The organism is Cupriavidus alkaliphilus, from assembly GCF_014191175.1.
GTDB classification, from domain to species: domain Bacteria; phylum Pseudomonadota; class Gammaproteobacteria; order Burkholderiales; family Burkholderiaceae; genus Cupriavidus; species Cupriavidus alkaliphilus.
In genome coordinates this window covers 490,421-508,666 of record NZ_JACHWE010000003.1, presented here as the reverse complement: position 1 = coordinate 508,666, position 18,246 = coordinate 490,421, and the positions used below count along the sequence as shown (strand labels likewise).

Sequence of the window (18,246 nt, the reverse complement as noted above, 5' to 3'; positions counted from 1 at the left end):
GCGGCTTGGAGCACGTCGGGCGACTCAGCGAATCGCGTTCCAGGACCGGGCGCCGGCGTGGACGCTGCTGGTGTTTGTCGATGACGCGACCGGGCGGCGGATGCAGTTGCTGTTCGTGCCGACGGAGTCGCTGCCTCCCAATTGCAACCGCCGCGGCACGAACTATATTGGGGGTATATACCCGCAATCGACATGATCCACACGCCTTGCGCCTGCACCAGGATCCGCCGGGCAGCCCGCGCCCTTACCGAGGTGTACGATGACGCGCTGCTGCCCCTTGGCCTGAAGGTCACGCAGTTTTCGCTACTGCGGACCATCGCGCGACTAGGAACGCCCAGCCTGACCCAGCTGGCGGGGGAAACGGCACTAGACCGCTCCACGCTCGGGCGCAACGTCGGCGTGCTTCAGCGCAAGGGCTTGGTCCGCTTGTCAGAGGGTGAGGACCTGCGGGAGCACACCGTATCGCTGTCGCCGCAGGCGTGCCGGCTGTTGGAGCAGGCGGCTCCGCTCTGGCAACAGGTGCAGCGACGCGTGGAGCATGCGCTCGGCGCACAAGGCGTTGCGGTGCTGTTCGACGCGCTAGCCAGACTCGAGGAGCTCCGATAAGAGGTTCTTGTCCGGTGCCGTGCGGGTTGTACTGGTCGTCAGGGAGGGACCGCCATGAATTTCGAACCGCTCACTTACCAAAGCGTTGAGGCCCGTGCGGTTCTCGTTCCGTTAAAGCGACCCATCATTTCGAAGGTCGGCGCATTCGACCAGTGGCCGCTGATCCTCGTTGACCTTCACACTCGGGAAGGTATTGTTGGTCGCAGTTATCTTGAGCCATATCTGAAGCAGGCGCCGAGGTACATCGTGCCTGCGATCCGGGATCTTGCGGCATCACGGGCCGGTAACCGGATCGCACCGCTGGATGACTTCCAGGGCGCCAGAGGTTCAACGCATCTGCTGGGCTACGAAGGCATCACGATGATCGCCATCGCAGGGCTCGACATGGCCGCGTGGGATGCGCTCGCCAAGGCTGCAGGCCTGCCTCTCGCTGCATTCCTTGGCGGAACAGTAGGCAACGTACAGGCGTACAACAGCAACGGCCTGTGGTTGAGCCACGTGGACGGCCTTGCCGAAGAAGCTAGTTCGCTCGTCGCAGAGGGAGCATTCAGCGCTCTGAAGCTCCGGCTGGGCCGCGAGAAGCTGCAAGACGATCTCGATGCCCTTCACGCGGTGCGCGAGGCGGCTGGAGACGAGATCAAGCTAATGGTGGATTTCAACCAGGGCTTGTCGTTTGATGACGGTCTGCGCCGCTGCCATGCCCTCGACAACGAGCGGCTGTACTGGTTCGAGGAGCCCCTCGCCTACAACAACACCAGCGGCTACGCGCAGCTGGCCCGCGAGATCAAGACGCCGATCCAGCTAGGCGAGAACTTCTATGGTCCGCGCGAGTTATTGAAGGCAGTGCAGGCCGAGGCGTGTGACTGCGTGATGCTGGACATGATGCGGATCGGCGGCGTGTCGGGGTGGCTGCGGTCTGCTCCGATCGCTTCGGCGGCGGGAATCCCTCTCTCCACGCATTTGTATCCGGAAGTCTGCGCACACCTGATGCGCATCACCGAAACCGCGCACTGGCTGGAATGGCAGGACTGGGCCTATCCCGTGCTGAAGGAGCCCTTTGCGCTTGCAGATGGACAACTGGTGGTGCCGGACAGGCCCGGATCAGGCATCGAGTGGGACGAGGGTGCGGTGAAACGGTTTCAGTACGACTAACGCTGGCCGCGAGGCGCGTGACGGCGAAGTTGGACGCAATAACACCCCTCGCGTGTTGGTGGCGAACTGCGCGTCGTATTCGTCGATGTCAACCTGGATGTCAGAAATCGCCCGAAGAGATGGGATGATCTGCAGTGGAAACTTTCGCTCGAGGAAGGCTTACCGAGCCTTGCGATAGTAATCCCTGAGAAATACAGGCAGATCATTTGACGGGGGCGTACAGGGAACTTGATACATCATGTCGCTGACGAAGCCGCGGTGATAGGTGGCATGGTTGACGAGATGCAGCACGATTTCCTCTTGTGTCATGACACCCACTCCTCCGCCGACAAACTCGAAATGAACGGACTTGGCCATATCCTCATTTGACCAGGTGTCGACAAGGTCGATATACCAGCGGTCCATCTCCTGAACCGCTTGCCACAGGTCACCCACCGGCGGTGTGTGATCGGTGTTGCGGGAGGTATAGCCATGTTTGCTGCCTTGCAGAGGATGCCTGAAGATGTCGTCCACGACGTACAGGTGGTTCAATGTATGGACCATGTTTTCCAAACCGCGTGGGCCGCGTCCGGAGAGCCTCGCCATCCGGCAGATCCATCACGCTCCTGAAGGTCAGCTCGTTCGCCCATTCTTTGTAACGCACCAGCATTTTCGAGGTGTCTGCGGCTGAAGCCAGTGGCGCGGAGCCAACGGCAGCTGCGGGGGATGGCTGGATCTGTGAGACCGCGGGCATGCGGATAACTCCTTGTTTCAAACGTTGGCCGGGTCGATAAGCCGATACCCGTTTTTTATTGGTTCTTCGAAGAATTCCGTGGACTGATTTGGCGCATTTCGTATCCTAATGGTCGTTGAAACGGCCGTTGGGGAACGGAATGCTAGTTCGCAAGACGCTACAGGCGTTGGGCTGCTGGGATGGCTACAAGCTGGATCGGGTAGTTTGGCCTGAAGGGGAAAGCCGTACGCTGGCGCTGTACCTGAAACCGGTCAGCAAGGTCATGTACCGCGAGGAATGCGGCTCGAAGTGCCGGCAGGTCCATGAGACGGTGGTGCGGCGCGTGCATGATCTTCCGTTGTTCGAGTACCGCGTGGTGCTGCATGTCCCCAGGCGCCGGGTGTGGTGCGACCAATGCGGTGGCCCGCGCCTGGAGCGGCTGGAGTGGCTTGGGCGCTATCAACGCGTCACAGCTCGGCTGGCGCCAGGCTTGCGGGCAGCTACTGCGTAGTTGCACGGTGCAGGCGGTGGCGGCTTTCTATGATCTGGGCTGGCATACCGTCAAAACGATCGATAAAGCGCGACTGCGCGAGGCAGTCGTCGAGCCGGACTGGTCCAGCATCCATTACCTGGCTATGGACGAATTCGCGCTGCACAAAGGCCATCGCTATGCCACCGTGGTAGTCGATCCGATTGGGCGGCTAGTGCTGTGGATCGGTCAGGGCCGATCGCGCGAGACGGCGCGCGCCTTCTTCGAGCAACTGCCACCGGGCGCGGCAAAGCGGATCGAAGCGGTGGCCATTGACATGACCACGGCCTACGAACTGGAGATCAAGGAGCACTGCCCGCAAGCGGAAGTGGTCTACGACCTGTTCCATGTTGTTGCTAAATATGGACGCGAGGTCATCGATCGGGTTCGGGTCGATCAGGCCGATCAGCTACGGCATGACCGACCTGCCCGACACGTCCTGAAGTCCATGCGGTGGCTGCTACTGCGCAACAAGGAGAACCTGAGCGACGCTCAGACCGTGAATCTGAACGACGTTCTGCAGGCCAATCGACCGCTGCTGAGGGTCTACATCTTGAAAGATGAGCTCAAGCGCTTGTGGTTTTATCGCCGCCCAAGATGGGCGCAAAAAGCGTGGGAGCATTGGTGCGAACAGGCAAGGCAAAGCCGAATTCCCGCTCTTGAGCTGTTCGCCCAGCGCCTTCAAGGCTATTGGCACGGCATCCTCGCCCGATGCCGGCATCCTCTGAACACCAGCGTAGTAGAGGGCATCAACAACACCATCAAAGTCATCAAGCGCAGGGCCTACGGTTACCGTGACGAGGAATACTTCTTCCTGAAGATCCGCGCAGCCTTCCCCGGCATTCCTCGATGAACCAAAAAAAAAGGACCTGGATCGCTCCAAGTCCTTGATTTCATCGATCGAACGCTGGTGGGTGCTGAGGGGCTCGAACCCCCGACCTACGCCTTGTAAGGGCGCCGCTCTACCAACTGAGCTAAGCACCCGCTCGACCGTCGCAGGCTGTCTGCCTGCCACTTGCTGAACGCTCCGCACCTCGCGGCAGATGCCGTGGTTTGCGTTGCGAGGGCGCAAGTTTAATACATGTGATTTCGGTTTGCCAAGGCCCGCGCGGACAAAAAAACGCCGCCGGGCATCGCTGCCCTGCGGCGTTTTGGTCATGCGGCTGAGCCGACGTCAGTGATGCAGGCGCTCGACCTTGGCCGTGGCCTTGTCGGCCACCTCGGCGGGCTTGGCGTCCTCTTCCGGCAGGGCCTCGGGCTTGCGCTCGAGCGCCAGTTCCAGCACCTTGTCGATCCAGCGCACCGGCACGATCTCGATGGCGTTCTTGACGTTGTCCGGGATCTCGGCCAGGTCCTTGACGTTTTCCTCGGGGATCAGCACCAGCTTGATGCCGCCGCGGTGGGCTGCCAGCAGTTTTTCCTTGAGGCCGCCGATGGGCAGCACCTCGCCACGCAGCGTGATCTCGCCGGTCATGGCGACATCCGCGCGCACCGGGATGCCGGTCAGCACCGACACCAGCGCCGTGGTCATGGCACCGCCGGCCGACGGGCCGTCCTTGGGCGTGGCGCCTTCGGGCACATGGATGTGGATGTCGCGCTTCTCGAACATCTCATCCGTGATGCCCAGGCGGCGTGCCCGCGAACGCACCACCGAGCGCGCAGCCTCGACCGACTCCTTCATCACGTCGCCCAGCGAACCGGTACGGGTGATGTTGCCCTTGCCCGGCATGATCGCGGCTTCGATGGTCAGCAGGTCGCCGCCCACCTCGGTCCACGCCAGTCCGGTCACCTGGCCTACCTGGTTTTCCTTGCCGGCCAGGCCGAAGTCGTACTTGCGCACGCCCAGGAATTTGTCCAGGTTCTCGGAATCGACCTTGATCGTGCCCGACTCCTTCTTCAGCAGCAGCAGCTTGACCACCTTGCGGGCGATCTTGGACACCTCGCGTTCCAGCGAACGCACGCCCGCTTCCCGCGTGTAGTAGCGGATGATGTCGCGGATCGCGCTTTCGGTGACCTCGATCTCGCCTGCCTTCAGACCATTGTTCTTGATCTGCTTGGGCAGCAGGTAGCGCTGGGCGATGTTGACCTTCTCGTCCTCGGTGTAGCCCGACAGGCGGATCACTTCCATGCGGTCGAGCAGCGGCGGCGGGATGTTGAGCGAGTTCGAGGTCGCCACGAACATCACGTCGGACAGGTCGAAGTCGACCTCGATGTAGTGGTCCTGGAACGTGTGGTTCTGTTCCGGGTCCAGCACCTCGAGCAGCGCCGACGACGGATCGCCGCGGAAGTCCATGCCCATCTTGTCGATTTCATCGAGCAGGAAGAGCGGATTGCGCACGCCGACCTTGGACAGGCTCTGCAGAATCTTGCCCGGCATCGAACCGATGTAGGTACGGCGGTGGCCGCGGATCTCGGCTTCGTCGCGCACGCCACCCAGTGCCATGCGCACGAACTTGCGGTTCGTGGCGCGCGCCACCGACTGGCCGAGCGAGGTCTTGCCCACGCCGGGAGGCCCGACCAGGCAGAGGATCGGTGCCTTCACCTTGTCCACGCGCTGTTGCACCGCGAGGTACTCGAGAATGCGTTCCTTGACCTTCTCGAGGCCGTAGTGGTCTTCATCCAGCACGCGCTCGGCGTTGGCGAGGTCGTTGTTGACCTTGCTCTTCTTGCGCCACGGCAGGTTCACCAGCGTGTCGATGTAGTTGCGCACGACGGTGGCCTCGGCCGACATCGGCGACATCAGCTTGAGCTTCTTGAATTCGGCGTCGGCCTTCTTCTTGGCTTCCTTCGGCATGCGCGCAGCCTTGATGCGCTTGTCGAGTTCTTCCAGGTCGGCGCCTTCTTCGCCCTCGCCCAGTTCCTTCTGGATGGCCTTGACCTGCTCGTTCAGGTAGTACTCGCGCTGGCTCTTCTCCATCTGGCGCTTGACGCGGCCACGGATGCGCTTTTCGACCTGCAGGATGTCGATCTCGCCCTCGAGCTGCGACAGCAGGCTTTCCAGGCGCTCGGTCACATTGACCATCTCCAGGATCTTCTGCTTCTGCTCGAGCTTGATCGGCAGGTGCGCGGCGATGGTGTCCGCCAGGCGCCCGGCCTCGTCGATGCCCGACAGCGAGGTCAGGATCTCCGGCGGGATCTTCTTGTTGAGCTTCACGTACTGGTCGAACTGCGACACGATCGCGCGGCGCAGGGCCTCGGTCTCGGCGCTTTCGCCAGGTGCGGGCGGCACGGGCACGGCTTCGCACATGAAGTGCGAATCGTCCTCGCTCACCTCGCGGATATTTGCGCGCTGGGTGCCCTCGACCAGCACCTTCACGGTACCGTCGGGCAGCTTCAGCATTTGCAGGATATTGGCGATGCAGCCGACCTCGTACAGGTCGTCGGCGGTCGGCTCGTCCTTGGCCGCCGTCTTCTGGGCCACGAGCATGATGCTCTTGCCCGCCTCCATCGCAGTCTCAAGCGCCTTGATGGACTTTGGGCGTCCCACGAACAGCGGGATCACCATGTGCGGAAACACCACCACGTCGCGCAGCGGCAACAGTGGCAGGCGAATCGGCTCGGCCGGGAGGAGTTGTGTTCCGGACATCATTTTCCCCAAGTCAGTCATTTAAGGCGTAAATTGGGCCGCCCGAATCGATTACAAGATACGTGCCAATCGATTCATCAAGACAGGCAGATGCCGCTACCTGCACTTGGTGGCCCCTCTGAAACAGCATACCCGCGTTTCCTCCCTCTCGTCGGTAGAAATAAACAAAAAAGCCGCTCGCTTCTACGCGAACGGCCTTTTCCGCCCTGCTGCCCGTGTGGTGCCGACCTCTGACCACTCTGGCAGGCCTCGCGTCAGTTAGACCCTGCCACCTTGGGCTGCTGCTCCTCATACATCAGCAGCGGCGGTGCATCGCCGTTGATCGTATTTTCATCGATCACCACCTTTTGCACGCCCTTGTAGTTAGGCAAGTCATACATGACGTCCATCAGCGACTGCTCCAGGATCGAGCGCAGCCCCCGGGCACCGGTCTTGCGGCGGATCGCCTTGCGGGCGATGGCGCTCAGCGCACCGGGACGGATCTCGAGTTCGACGCCTTCCATCGCCAGCAGCTTCTGGTATTGCTTGACCAGCGCATTCTTGGGCTCGACCAGGATCTGCATCAGCGCGGCCTCGTCCAGCTTGGCCAGCGTTGCCACCACCGGCAGGCGTCCGATCAGTTCGGGAATCAGGCCGAACTTGATCAGGTCTTCCGGCTCGGTCTGCGGCAGCACTTCGCTGACGTCGCGCTCTTCCTTGCTCTTGACCTGCGCGGCAAAGCCGATGCCGGTCTTGTCCGAGCGCTGCATGATGACCTTCTCCAGGCCATCGAAGGCGCCGCCGCAGATGAACAGGATGTTGGTGGTATCCACCTGCAGGAAGTCCTGGTTCGGATGCTTGCGGCCACCCTGCGGCGGCACCGATGCCATGGTGCCTTCGATCAGCTTGAGCAGGGCCTGCTGCACGCCTTCGCCGGACACATCGCGGGTAATCGACGGGTTGTCCGACTTGCGCGAGATCTTGTCGATCTCGTCGATGTAGACAATGCCGCGCTGCGCCTTCTCGACTTCGTAATTGCAGTTCTGCAGCAGCTTCTGGATGATGTTCTCGACGTCCTCGCCGACGTAGCCGGCTTCCGTCAGCGTGGTCGCGTCGGCGATCACGAACGGAACGTTGAGCAGGCGCGCCAGCGTCTGCGCGAGCAGCGTCTTGCCCGAGCCGGTGGGCCCGATCAGCAGGATGTTGCTCTTGGACAGCTCGACGTCATCCTTCTTGCCGAGGTGCTTGAGGCGCTTGTAGTGGTTGTAGACCGCCACGGCCAGGATCTTCTTGGCCTGTTCCTGGCCGATCACATACTGGTCCAGGCTTTCGCGGATCTCGTGGGGCGTGGGCAGGTCGGAGCGCGCGGCCGCGGCGGCGTCTTTCTCGGATGCCGTGGCCTCGTCGCGAATGATCTCGTTGCACAGGTCGATGCATTCGTCGCAAATGAACACCGACGGGCCGGCAATCAGCTTCTTGACCTCATGCTGGCTCTTGCCGCAGAAGGAGCAGTACAGAAGCTTTTCGCTGGATGAACCTTTTTTGTCCGCCATAGGAATCAGTCACTTTTGCAGTGCGCACACCGCGGGGCGACAGGCTCCTCGGCAATACGCTTCAAACGCATCATACGCCAAAACAATTGGCACCACCGGCGGTTCCCCCCGGCTGTGGGGCCAAGGCCCCGTTTCACAGGTTCTGATGCAAAAAACGAGGCACGGGGCCTCGTTCCGGTGTAGCCTTCGCCATTTGAGCCGAGCCGCAGTGGCGGTCCGCCGTCGCACCAGAGGCCACGGCGGCGCGCCGCATCAGCCGCGGCGGGCGAGCACCTTGTCGATCAGGCCGTAGTCGACCGCCTGGTCGCCGCTCATGAAATTGTCGCGATCGGTGTCGCGCGCAATCTTCTCGACCGGCTGGCCGGTCACTTCCGACAGGATGGTGTTGAGCCGCTCGCGCAGGTACAGGATCTCGCGCGCCTGGATCTCGATGTCCGAGGCCTGGCCGCGCGCGCCGCCCAGCGGCTGGTGGATCATGATGCGCGAGTTGGGCAGCGCCGAACGCTTGCCCTTGGCACCCGCCGCCAGCAGGAAGGCGCCCATGCTGGCCGCCATGCCCATGCACAGCGTCGACACGTCCGGCTTGATGAACTGCATGGTGTCGTAGATGGCCAGCCCCGCCGACACCGAACCGCCCGGCGAATTGATGTACAGGGACACGTCCTTGTCGGGGTTCTCGCTTTCCAGGAACAGCAGCTGTGCCACCACCAGGTTGGCGGTCTGGTCGTTGACCTCGCCCACCATGAACACCACGCGCTCCTTCAGCAGGCGCGAGTAGATGTCATAGGCGCGCTCGCCCCGGCCGGACTGCTCGACGACCATCGGCACCAGCCCCAGGCCCTGGGTTTCCAGTGCCGAAGCCTGCGTGGTGGCGAGACGGTCAAGCAAATCATTGCGGGTCATGCATGTTCTCCATGGATTCGTCGGATCGCAAGGCAATCCGGGTAACTCGGGAAGTCCCGGCCCCGCACCGTGGCGCGGGGCTGCCGGTCACTTCCGGCCTCAGGCCTGCTGCTGGTTGCCTTCGGCGGTGAGTTCCTCGAAGGACACCTTCTTGTCGGTGACCTTGGCCTTGCCGCACACGAAATTTACCACGTTGTTTTCGAGCACGTAGGCTTCCATTTCGGCCAGGCGCTGCTGGTCGCCGTAGTACCAGCGCATGACTTCCTTCGGGTCCTCGTAGCTCTTGGCGAAGTCCTCGATCTCGGCCTTGATCTGGTCGGCCTTGGCTTCCAGGCCGTTGGCCTTGACGATCTCGGCCAGGATCAGGCCCAGCTTGACGCGGCGCTCGGCCTGCTGCGCGAACATCTCGGCCGGGATCGGCATGTCCTTGGCGTTGGGCATGCCACGCTGTTCCAGGTCGCGGCGGGCCATTTCCACCAGGCGCTCCTGGTCCTGCTCGATCAGGGCCTTGGGCACGTCCAGCTCGCTTGCCTTCAGCAGCGCTTCCATGACCTGGTCCTTCAGCATGGCGTGCGTGCGGCGCTTCACTTCGCGCTCGAGGTTCTCGCGGATGTCGGCGCGCATCTTGTCGACGCTGCCGTCGGCGATGCCCAGCGACTTGGCGAAGGCTTCATTCACTTCCGGCAGGTGGGCCCACTCGATCTTCTTCAGGGTCACGGTGAACTCGGCGGTCTTGCCGGCCACTTCCTTGCCGTGGTAGTCGGCCGGGAAGGCCAGCGGGAAGGTCTTGCTTTCGCCGACCTTCAGGCCCAGCGCGGCCTGCTCGAACTCGGGCAGCATGCGACCCTCGCCCAGCACGAACGGGAAGTCCTCGGCCTTGCCGCCGGCGAACTCTTCGCCGTCGATCTTGCCGACGAAGTCCAGCGTCACGCGGTCGCCGTTCTGGGCGGTGACGTCGGCACCGCCGTCGCCATGCTCGCCGGCTTCGCCGCGGGCGTGGTAGTGCACGCGCTGCTTGCGCAGGATGTCGATGGTCTTGTCGACTTCGGCGTCGGTGATCTCTGTGCCGGTGCGGGTGACTTCGGCAGCCGACAGGTCGCCGATGGTCACTTCGGGGTACACCTCGAAGGTGGCGTCGAACGCCACTTCATCCTCGCCCACGCCTTCGCTCTTGATCTCGAACTTGGGCTGGCCGGCAACCTTGACGTCCTGTTCCTTGGTGATGTCGAAGAACTTGCGCGCGGCCTTGTCGAAGCGGACTTCGAACTCGACCTGCTGGCCGTACTGCTTCTCGACCATCTTCATCGGCACCTTGCCCGGACGGAAGCCCGACATCTTCACGGTCTTCGACAGGCGAACCAGGCGCTCCTGCTTTTCCTTTTCCACTTCGGCCTTGGGGATGGCCAGGGTCACCTTGCGGTCCAGCTTGCCGAGGTTCTCAATCACGTTCGACATGGTCGTAGATCCAATCCAGAAATGTAGTTGTGTTCGTAGGTGCTGCCGTCTTGTACGCGTACCGCCCGCTTTACCGCCACGGTGCCGTCGCTACAGGACGGCCAGGGCAGCGCACCGGCGAACGGAAAGCTCCGCGCAAACGGAAAACGGGGATTATCGCACGGTTTTGATTCGCTTCCGGCAGATTTTGCCCGGATCGCGCCGCAACCCTGCAGTGCGGCCGCGCCGCGCTACGCTGCCTGCCCATGGCGCAGCGCGCGCAGCAGCAGGCGTGCCGGATCCACCGCATCCGCCAGGTCCGACTCCAGCGGCAGCGGCTCGCCTTCGATCTGGCTGGCAAGCAGTTCCGCGCCCAGCGCGGCCCAGGTGAGGCCGCGCGAGGCATAGGCAAGCGCCGCATAGAGCCCTGGCAGGCGCGGCAGGTCGCGCAGGTGCGCGCCGCGCAGCGACGCCGCCTGCGCCGCCGCGGCGGCCTCGTCAGGCACTTGCCCGATCAGCGGCAGCCGGTTGTGCGTGACCGTGCGCACGCCGACATAGCCCGACACATCGGCGGGATCGATTGCGGCCACCGCGCCAGCCTGGTCGGGCAGCAGCCCGGCCAGCCGGGCCAGGTTGGCCGCGTGGACCGCAGGCTGCGCCACCAGCGGGCCGGTGTCTTCGTCATAGCTGGAGCCGACGCGGCCGCTGCCGTCGGCCGCACGCGGCAGCAGGTAGCCGGCACCGGTCACCACGCAATCGGGCCAGCCGCCGAGCGCATCGACCTGAGCAGCCGCCAGCGTGGTCAGCTGCCCGCGCACGCGGCGCAGGGTCCAGTGCTGCTGCGGCAGCAGTTGCTGCGCCTCATGTGCGTTGGCCAACACCAGCACCGGTGCCGACGCCAGCACAGCGCCGTCCTGCGCGAGTGCCCGCCATTGGCCGTCGACGCGCGCGATCGCGCCGACCCGGCAGCCGAAGCGCGCCGTGACAGCATCGCCGGCACGCGCCAGCTGCGCCGCGCAGATATCCGGCGGCGCGACCCATCCGCCCTGCGGGAACCACAGGCCGCCGCGCGGCACGCCGGCGTGGTGCGCCGAGGCCGCCTCGGCGGCGCTCATCCAGCGCACGAAATCCTGCGGCAAGCCCATGGCGTCCAGCGCGGCGCGCTGGGCCTCGCCTTCGGCCTCGTCCTCGCCGATCTGCAGCACGCCGCAGCCGTGCCAGCCGACCGCATGCCCGGCCTCGGCCAGCGCCGCCCAGGCGCGCAGAGCATACTGGTTGCCGGCCCGCGACAGCCGCGACAGCAGGCTGTCGTCGGCCGACACATGCGCATGCATGGCCGCGGCGCGATGCGCCGAGGTCTGCCGCGCCGGACCTTCGTGCGCGTCGAACAGGGTCACGCGCCAGCCGCGGGCGGCCAGCCGCTCGGTCACGGCGCAGCCGGCCAGTCCGGCGCCGACCACGATGGCATGGCGTTGCGGCCATTGCGCCGGCAGCGGCGGCGCGTGGCGGCGCGATTTCCATTGCGGGCGAAAGCGCGCGACCGTCATGTCGCGCTTGCCGCCGAAGCCGGGCACCTTGCCGACCTCGAAGCCGACCTCCTTCAGCCCGCGCCGCACAAATCCCGCGGCGGTATACGTCGCCAGCGTGGCGCCGGGACGCGCCAGCCGCGCCAGGCCGCGGAACACCGGCGCCGACCACATCTCGGCATTGCGCGCCGGCGAGAAGCCGTCAAGGTAGAAGGCGTCGGCACCGGCGGCCAGCCGCGGCAGCATCGCTTCGGCATCGCCCAGCGCCAGCGTCAGCACCACGCGGCCCTGGTCGAACGCGAGCCGGTGCAAGCCCGGCAGCGCCAGCGGCCATTGCGCCTGCAGCGCCTGAGCCAGCGGCTGCAGCCCTTCCAGGCTGGCATGCAGTTGCGCCAGCCCCTCGCGCGTGAACGGATGCTTTTCGATCGAGACGAAATGCAGCGTGCCGCAGCGCTGCGGATCGTCGCGCCACGCCTGCCAGGTCGCCAGGAAATTCAGCCCCTGGCCGAAGCCGGTCTCGACGATGACAAAGTGCCGCTGGCCAGCCCACGCCCCGGGCAAGCCGTTGCCGCCGAGGAAGACGTGGGCGGCCTGCGCCAGGCCGCCTTCGGTGCTGTGGTAGACGTCGTCGTAGCGGGGCGAATACGGAGTGCCCTCGGCCGACAGGATCGGCTCGGCGGGTTCGAGTGCGCGCGGCATGGATGGAAAACTCTGTGGAAGCGAATTGCCCCGGCCGGAGCACCACGTGCGTGGGAGGGACCAGGAAAAGCAACTGGCGCCGGATGGTAGCATAGCGGCCTTGCCGCGGACCGCCTCGCCGTCCGCCTCCGATCTTGCGCCGCCAGGGCGCCCTGCTCCACATGCTCAGCTATCGTCACGCCTTCCATGCCGGCAATCACGCCGATGTCCTCAAGCACGCCGTCGTGGTGCAACTGCTCGAGCACCTGACGCAGAAGGACAAGGCGTTCTGGTACATCGACACCCATGCCGGCGCCGGCCTCTATGCGCTGGACCACGCCTACGCGCAGAAGAAGGCCGAATTCGAAACCGGCATCGCGCCGCTGTGGCGCGCCGCGGCAAGCGGCACCCAGCTGCCGCCGATGCTGGACGACTACCTTGACCAGGTGCGCGCGCTCAACCCCGACGGCAACCTGCGCCACTACCCCGGCTCGCCCTGGCTGGCCTGGCAGATGCTGCGCGAACACGACCGCTTGCGCCTGTTCGAACTGCACAGCACCGAGATCCAGGTCCTGCGCGACAACTTCCGCGGCGCCGGGCGCCGCGTGATGCTGTACGACGGCGACGGCTTCGGCGGCATCAAGGCAATCCTGCCGCCGCCGCCGCGGCGCGCGCTGGTGCTGGTCGATCCGTCGTACGAAGACAAGCAGGACTACGCCCGCACCGTGCAGACCGCGCGCGACGGGCTGGAGCGCTTTGCCACCGGCGTCTACGCGGTCTGGTACCCGCAGGTGCAGCGGCGCGAAGCGCTGCAGTTGCCGGTGCAGTTGAAGGGCCTGCCGCTCAAGAGCTGGCTGCACGTGACCCTGACGGTCAAGCGCCCGGTCGAGGGCGGCCTGGGCCTGCACGGCAGCGGCATGTTCATCGTCAACCCGCCGTGGCGCCTGCGGGAATCGCTGCAGCAGGCCATGCCCGTACTGGTCGACCTCCTCGGGCAGGACGACGGCGCAGGGTTCACGCTCGAAGCCGAGGAGCGCTGAGCCGGCGCACCAGCCAGTCCAGCGCCATGGCCGCGCCCACGCCGACCGCGTCGGCGAGCAGGTCGAGCCAGTCGGCCTCGCGGTAGCCGGTCTGCCCTTGCAGCAGCTCGATCACGCCGCCATACGCAACCAGGCCCAGCCATAGCGGCCAGCCGCGCGCGGCGTAGGCGCGTGCGCCCACCAGGCCCAGCAGCGCAAACCCGAGCGCATGGTTGGCCTTGTCCCAGCCGGTGGTCGGCAGCGGCTGCGTCGGCGGCATCAGCGACAGCGCCAGCACGGCGGCGGCGGCAGCCCAGAACAGCAGGCGCCAGCGCAGCGGGGTCAGGGTCGGAACGGCAATCATGGGCAGCGACGGACGTTTGGAAAGCCGACAATATAGCCGCACGGGCCCGCCGGGGCGCGCAGTCGCCGCGGGGCTGGATTCCCCCCGCGCCTTGCGCTACAATCCGCAACCTCGTTGCACTGCGGGCTGCCGGCGGCAGAACCGGCAAGAAGACGGCAAAGGCGGGCACTTCCAGCCGCCTTTTTTTGCTTTCGTCTCCGGCAACGAGCATCGCGGCCGCCCGCCCGGGCAGCGCCGCAAGGACCGCGAGGGTGGCGAAATTGGTAGACGCACCAGGTTTAGGTCCTGACGCCAGCAATGGTGTAGGGGTTCGAGTCCCCTCCCTCGCACCACCCGCCTTCCAAGTGGCGGGCTGACAACCTCCCCCCTGAAGACTTCGATCGGTTTCGATCGGCCATGCGGCAACCGCTGCGAGTCGAAGCGATGACGCACGCGTTCGCGGCGCTTGCCGCAGGTGGTAGAACACCTGAGTGGCACCGCCTTTCGCGGACCCGTGCGGCGATCTATGCTGAAGATGTTGGCGCCGCCGCGCGCACTGCGCAGGCGGTGCCCAATATCATCGCTGAGCCCTGATCGGAGGGCATATGAAATTCCATGCCTTGCTGTTGGCAGCGTCGATGGCCGCTGGCTGGACATCGTTCGCACAGGCCGCCGGATGCCAGTACGACATGCAGTGCAAAGGTGAGCGGATCTGCCACCACGGGCAATGCGTCTATCCCGAAGTGGAAGAGTCGGCTGAAGCGGGCGGTCCACCAAAGGCCGGTGCTGCCGCAGCGGCTGCCGCGCCGGCGGCGGAGGTGACCCCGGTGCCGACCACTTCGGTAGCCCCGATCGCCCCTGCCACGATAACCGGCACCACCGCCGGCACCACCGCCGGCACCACGGTCAAACGCAGCCCCAACCCGCCACCGCCGCGCGGTTGCTGCACCGTGGCCGGCAAGCTGAAGCTGTCGCCGGCCTCGGCGTCGGACACCAGCCTGGCCAGCGGCGATGCCTGCCAGGGGCTGACTGCCTCCGGCAAGCCGGTTCCCGGCACGATCTGCAACTAGGCGCAGGCCTGTTGCAGTGGCGCAGGACCCTGGCGCCGGCCGTCACATGGCCACGGCGCCCGGTCCGTCCTCGGGCCGCCGCACGCGGAACCATGCCGCGTACAGCGCCGGCAGGAACAGCAGCGTCAGCACCGTGGCGATGATCAGCCCGCCCATGATGGCCACCGCCATCGGCCCCCAGAACATCGAGCGCGACAGCGGGATCATCGCCAGCACGGCCGCGGCGGCCGTCAGGATGATCGGGCGAAAGCGGCGCACCGCGGCTTCGACGATGGCGGTCCACTGCGGCACGCCGGCGCGGATATCCTGCTCGATCTGGTCGACCAGGATCACCGAGTTGCGGATGATCATGCCCAGCAGCGCGGTGATGCCCAGCTGCGCCACGAAGCCCATCGGCGCGCGTAGCAGCAACAGCGTGGCGGCGGCGCCGATCAGCCCGAGCGGGCCGGTCAGGAACACCATGGCCGCGCGCGAGAAGCTGTGCAGCTGCAGCATCAGCAGCGTGAAGATGATGAAGATGCACAGCGGCAGCTGCGCCGCGATGGAAGCCCCGGCCTTGCCGCTTTCTTCTTCCGCGCCGGCCACGGTGATACGGTAGCCCGGCGGCAATTGCGCGCGCAGCTTGTCCAGTTTTGGATTGATCTGCGCGGTGACGGTCGGGCCCTGGATACCGTCGACCACGTCGGCCTGCACGGTCACGCCGAAGTCGCGGTTCTCGCGCCAGACCACGCCGGGCTCGGAGCGCAGCGTCACGCGCGCCACCTGCGTCAGCGGCACCACGCGCCCGCTACTGGTCGGCACCAGCATGTTGTTCAGGTCCGAGATCGCGTCGCGCTCATTGCGCGGCGTGCGCATCAGGATGTCGATCAGCTTGTCGCCGTCGCGGTACTGCCCCACCGGCACCCCGCTCAGCACCGTCTGCGTGACGCGGGCGATGGCCTGGGTGGTCACGCCCAGCGCGCGCGCCTTGTCCTGGTCGATCTCCAGGCGCAGCATCTTCACATTCTCGTTCCAGTTGTCGTTGACGCCGACGGTGTTGGGGTTGGCGCGCATCTCGGTCTTGACCTGGTCGGCCAGCCGGCGCACGGCGGCGGCGTCCGGGCCGATCACGCGGAACTGCACCGGATAGGCCACCGGCGGTCCGTTGGGCAGCAGCTTGACGCGCCCGCGCAGGTACGGAAACTCGGCATCGAGCAGCTGGATAATGCGCCGGCGCAGCGCGTCGCGCACTTCGGTGCTGACCGGCATCACGATCACCTGCGCCACGTTGGTCTGCGGGAAGATCTGGTCCAGCGGCAGGTAGAAGCGCGGCGCGCCGGTGCCGACGAAGGTGGTCAGGCTGGCGACCTCCTTGTCCTTGCCGATCCGTTGCTCGAAGCGTTTCGCTTCGGTTTCCATCTGCGCAAAGCTGGTGCCCTCCGGCATCCACAGCTCCACCATCAGCTCCGGGCGGCTGGAATCCGGGAAGAACTGCTTTTCAACAAACTTGAAGGCGTAGATGCCCAGCGCGAACGCCAACAGCGTGATCGCGATTACCAGCTTGCGCCAGGTGACGCACCAGTCCACCAGCCGGCGGAAGCGCGCGTAGAACGGCGTGTCGAAGACCTCGTGGGCCTCGCCCGCGCCCGGGCCGCGCGTCTTCAGCAGCAGGTAGCCCAGGTAGGGCGTGAAGTAGACCGCGGCCAGCCACGACAGCACCAGCGCCAGCGCCGTCACCGCGAAGATGGCGAAGGTGTACTCGCCCACCGTCGAACGTGCCAGCCCCACCGGCAGGAAGCCGGCCGCGGTGATCAGCGTGCCGGTCAGCATCGGCATCGCGGTCGAGGTATAGGCGAAGGTGGCGGCCTCCATCTTGGAAAAGCCCTCTTCCAGCTTGCGCACCATCATCTCCACCGCGATGATGGCGTCGTCGACCAGCAGCCCCAGCGCCACGATCAGCGCGCCCAGCGAAATCTTGTGCAGGCCGATGCCGAAGATGTTCATGAACAGGAACGTCACCGCCAGCACCAGCGGGATGGTCAGCGCCACCACCAGCCCGGGGCGCACGTCGAGCCGCAGCGGCCGCGTGTGCAGGCCGAGCGAGACAAAGCTGACCGCCAGCACGATCACCACCGCCTCGATCAGCACCCGCACGAACTCGCCCACCGAGCGCTGCACCGCCTCGGGCTGGTCCTGCACCTGGTCCATCTCGATGCCCACCGGCAGCTGGCCGCGCAGCCGCTCGAAGGCGCCGCGCAGGTTCTCGCCCAGCTCGATGATGTCGCCGCCCTTCTGCATCGAAATGCCCAGCCCGATCACGTCCTTGCCGTTGAAGCGCATGCGCTGCTGGGTGGGGTCGACATAGCCGCGGTAGACGTGGGCGATGTCGCCCAGGCGGATATTGGCGATGCCGTTGGGCCCGCGCAGCACCAGGTTCTCCAGGTCTTCCACGCTGGCGAACTGGCCCGACAGGCGCACTTGCAGGTTGTCGCTCGGGGTCACCAGCACGCCGCTGCCGGTCAGGTTGTTCTGCTGCGAGATCTGGTCGGCGATGGCGTTGATGTCCAGCCCCAGCTGGGCAAAGCGCGCCTGGTTGAATTCGATGTAGACCTTCTCGTCCTGCAACCCGATCAGCGACACCTTGGCCACCGACGGAACGCGCAGCAGTTCCTGGCGCACCAGGTCGGCATATTCGCGCAGCTCCTTGTAATTGAAGCCATCGGCCGAGAGCGCGTAGATGGTGCCGTAGACGTCGCCGAACTCGTCGTTGAAGAAAGGCCCGCGCACGCCGGCCGGCAGGGTCTGCTGGATGTCGCCGATCTTCTTGCGCACGGTGTACCAGACCTGCGCGGTCTCCCGCGCCGGCGAGGTGTCCTTGAGCTGGAAGATCACCGTGGTTTCGCCGGGCTTGGAGAAGCTGCGGATCTTGTCCGCATAGGGCACTTCCTGCAGCTGGCGCTCGATCTTGTCGGTGACCTGGACCGCGATCTGCTCGGCGGTGGCGCCGGGCCAGAAGGCCTGCACCACCATCACGCGGAAGGTAAATGGCGGATCCTCGTCCTGGCCCAGCTGGAAGAACGCCAGCAGGCCTCCAAGCAGCAGCACCACCAGCAGGTAGCGGGTCAGGGGCTGGTGTTCGAGCGCCCAGCGCGACAGGTTGAAGCGGGAATGGTCCAT

The 18,246-nt window shown here is 65.3% G+C and carries 12 protein-coding genes, 2 tRNA genes and 1 pseudogene; 6 read left to right on the top strand and 9 right to left on the bottom strand.

What is annotated here, in order from left to right; all coding sequences use genetic code 11:
* Positions 1-192 precede the first annotated feature (192 nt).
* The gene (locus tag FHX60_RS13965) at positions 193-606 is read left to right on the top strand and encodes a MarR family winged helix-turn-helix transcriptional regulator (protein ID WP_183283688.1); all 414 of its coding nucleotides are present in this window, start codon (positions 193-195) and stop codon (positions 604-606) included.
* A gap of 54 nt (positions 607-660) precedes the next feature.
* The gene (locus FHX60_RS13960; protein ID WP_183283687.1) at positions 661-1,758 is read left to right on the top strand and encodes an enolase C-terminal domain-like protein; all 1,098 of its coding nucleotides are present in this window, start codon (positions 661-663) and stop codon (positions 1,756-1,758) included.
* A 159-nt stretch (positions 1,759-1,917) separates the two neighbouring features.
* Here FHX60_RS13960 and FHX60_RS13955 read toward each other — a convergent pair whose 3' ends face one another.
* A complete protein-coding gene (locus tag FHX60_RS13955; RefSeq protein ID WP_375790538.1) occupies positions 1,918-2,343 on the bottom strand; it encodes a DinB family protein in 426 nt (141 codons plus the stop codon).
* A 287-nt stretch (positions 2,344-2,630) separates the two neighbouring features.
* On the opposite strand from FHX60_RS13955, the pseudogene FHX60_RS13950 reads away from it, so the two are divergent.
* Positions 2,631-3,852: pseudogene (locus FHX60_RS13950) on the top strand (ISL3 family transposase).
* Between the two features lie 55 nt (positions 3,853-3,907).
* Here the strand turns inward: FHX60_RS13950 and FHX60_RS13945 are convergent.
* The 6 genes from FHX60_RS13945 to mnmC all read right to left on the bottom strand — a co-directional run bounded on the left by FHX60_RS13945 (position 3,908) and on the right by mnmC (position 12,679).
* Positions 3,908-3,983, bottom strand: a tRNA-Val gene (locus tag FHX60_RS13945).
* A gap of 190 nt (positions 3,984-4,173) precedes the next feature.
* Positions 4,174-6,585 carry an endopeptidase La gene (gene lon, locus FHX60_RS13940; RefSeq protein ID WP_012352669.1) on the bottom strand — a complete coding sequence of 804 codons (2,412 nt, stop codon included), beginning with the start codon at positions 6,583-6,585 and terminating at the stop codon, positions 4,174-4,176.
* Positions 6,586-6,839: 254 nt separating this feature from the next.
* Positions 6,840-8,117, bottom strand: coding sequence for an ATP-dependent Clp protease ATP-binding subunit ClpX (gene clpX / locus FHX60_RS13935; RefSeq protein WP_012352668.1), 1,278 nt, complete (start codon positions 8,115-8,117; stop codon positions 6,840-6,842).
* A gap of 252 nt (positions 8,118-8,369) precedes the next feature.
* A complete protein-coding gene (gene clpP / locus FHX60_RS13930) occupies positions 8,370-9,020 on the bottom strand; it encodes an ATP-dependent Clp endopeptidase proteolytic subunit ClpP (RefSeq protein WP_011615108.1) in 651 nt (216 codons plus the stop codon).
* A 99-nt stretch (positions 9,021-9,119) separates the two neighbouring features.
* Entirely contained in the window at positions 9,120-10,475 is a 1,356-nt protein-coding gene (gene tig / locus FHX60_RS13925; RefSeq protein WP_092317265.1) for a trigger factor, read from the bottom strand.
* Between the two features lie 230 nt (positions 10,476-10,705).
* Complete coding sequence (mnmC, locus tag FHX60_RS13920; protein ID WP_183283686.1) at positions 10,706-12,679, bottom strand: bifunctional tRNA (5-methylaminomethyl-2-thiouridine)(34)-methyltransferase MnmC2/FAD-dependent 5-carboxymethylaminomethyl-2-thiouridine(34) oxidoreductase MnmC1; 1,974 nt, start codon at positions 12,677-12,679, stop codon at positions 10,706-10,708.
* Between the two features lie 161 nt (positions 12,680-12,840).
* On the opposite strand from mnmC, the gene FHX60_RS13915 reads away from it, so the two are divergent.
* The gene (locus tag FHX60_RS13915; protein ID WP_183283685.1) at positions 12,841-13,698 is read left to right on the top strand and encodes a 23S rRNA (adenine(2030)-N(6))-methyltransferase RlmJ; all 858 of its coding nucleotides are present in this window, start codon (positions 12,841-12,843) and stop codon (positions 13,696-13,698) included.
* Here the strand turns inward: FHX60_RS13915 and FHX60_RS13910 are convergent.
* Positions 13,673-14,047: a VanZ family protein gene (locus FHX60_RS13910; RefSeq protein ID WP_183283806.1), complete on the bottom strand. Its 375-nt coding sequence runs from the start codon at positions 14,045-14,047 to the stop codon at positions 13,673-13,675. The two genes, FHX60_RS13915 and FHX60_RS13910, sit on opposite strands and share 26 nt — an antisense overlap.
* Before the next feature lie 239 nt (positions 14,048-14,286).
* Here FHX60_RS13910 and FHX60_RS13905 point away from each other — a divergent pair.
* Both FHX60_RS13905 and FHX60_RS13900 read left to right on the top strand, forming a co-directional pair.
* Positions 14,287-14,373: transfer RNA gene (locus FHX60_RS13905), tRNA-Leu, on the top strand.
* 252 nt (positions 14,374-14,625) lie between these two features.
* Positions 14,626-15,090, top strand: coding sequence for a hypothetical protein (locus FHX60_RS13900; RefSeq protein ID WP_112777388.1), 465 nt, complete (start codon positions 14,626-14,628; stop codon positions 15,088-15,090).
* A 42-nt stretch (positions 15,091-15,132) separates the two neighbouring features.
* On the opposite strand, the gene FHX60_RS13895 is transcribed toward FHX60_RS13900, so the two are convergent.
* The gene (locus FHX60_RS13895) at positions 15,133-18,246 is read right to left on the bottom strand and encodes an efflux RND transporter permease subunit (RefSeq protein ID WP_183283684.1); all 3,114 of its coding nucleotides are present in this window, start codon (positions 18,244-18,246) and stop codon (positions 15,133-15,135) included.

Bases quoted from the DNA above. Each gene is read 5' to 3' on its own strand.
- FHX60_RS13965 (WP_183283688.1), top strand. From the start codon at position 193: ATGATCCACACGCCTTGCGCCTGCACCAGGATCCGCCGGGCAGCCCGC.
- FHX60_RS13960 (WP_183283687.1), top strand. From the start codon at position 661: ATGAATTTCGAACCGCTCACTTACCAAAGCGTTGAGGCCCGTGCGGTT.
- FHX60_RS13955 (WP_375790538.1), bottom strand. From the start codon at position 2,343: ATGGCGAGGCTCTCCGGACGCGGCCCACGCGGTTTGGAAAACATGGTC.
- lon (WP_012352669.1), bottom strand. From the start codon at position 6,585: ATGTCCGGAACACAACTCCTCCCGGCCGAGCCGATTCGCCTGCCACTG.
- clpX (WP_012352668.1), bottom strand. From the start codon at position 8,117: ATGGCGGACAAAAAAGGTTCATCCAGCGAAAAGCTTCTGTACTGCTCC.
- clpP (WP_011615108.1), bottom strand. From the start codon at position 9,020: ATGACCCGCAATGATTTGCTTGACCGTCTCGCCACCACGCAGGCTTCG.
- tig (WP_092317265.1), bottom strand. From the start codon at position 10,475: ATGTCGAACGTGATTGAGAACCTCGGCAAGCTGGACCGCAAGGTGACC.
- mnmC (WP_183283686.1), bottom strand. From the start codon at position 12,679: ATGCCGCGCGCACTCGAACCCGCCGAGCCGATCCTGTCGGCCGAGGGC.
- FHX60_RS13915 (WP_183283685.1), top strand. From the start codon at position 12,841: ATGCTCAGCTATCGTCACGCCTTCCATGCCGGCAATCACGCCGATGTC.
- FHX60_RS13900 (WP_112777388.1), top strand. From the start codon at position 14,626: ATGAAATTCCATGCCTTGCTGTTGGCAGCGTCGATGGCCGCTGGCTGG.
- FHX60_RS13895 (WP_183283684.1), bottom strand. From the start codon at position 18,246: ATGGACCATTCCCGCTTCAACCTGTCGCGCTGGGCGCTCGAACACCAG.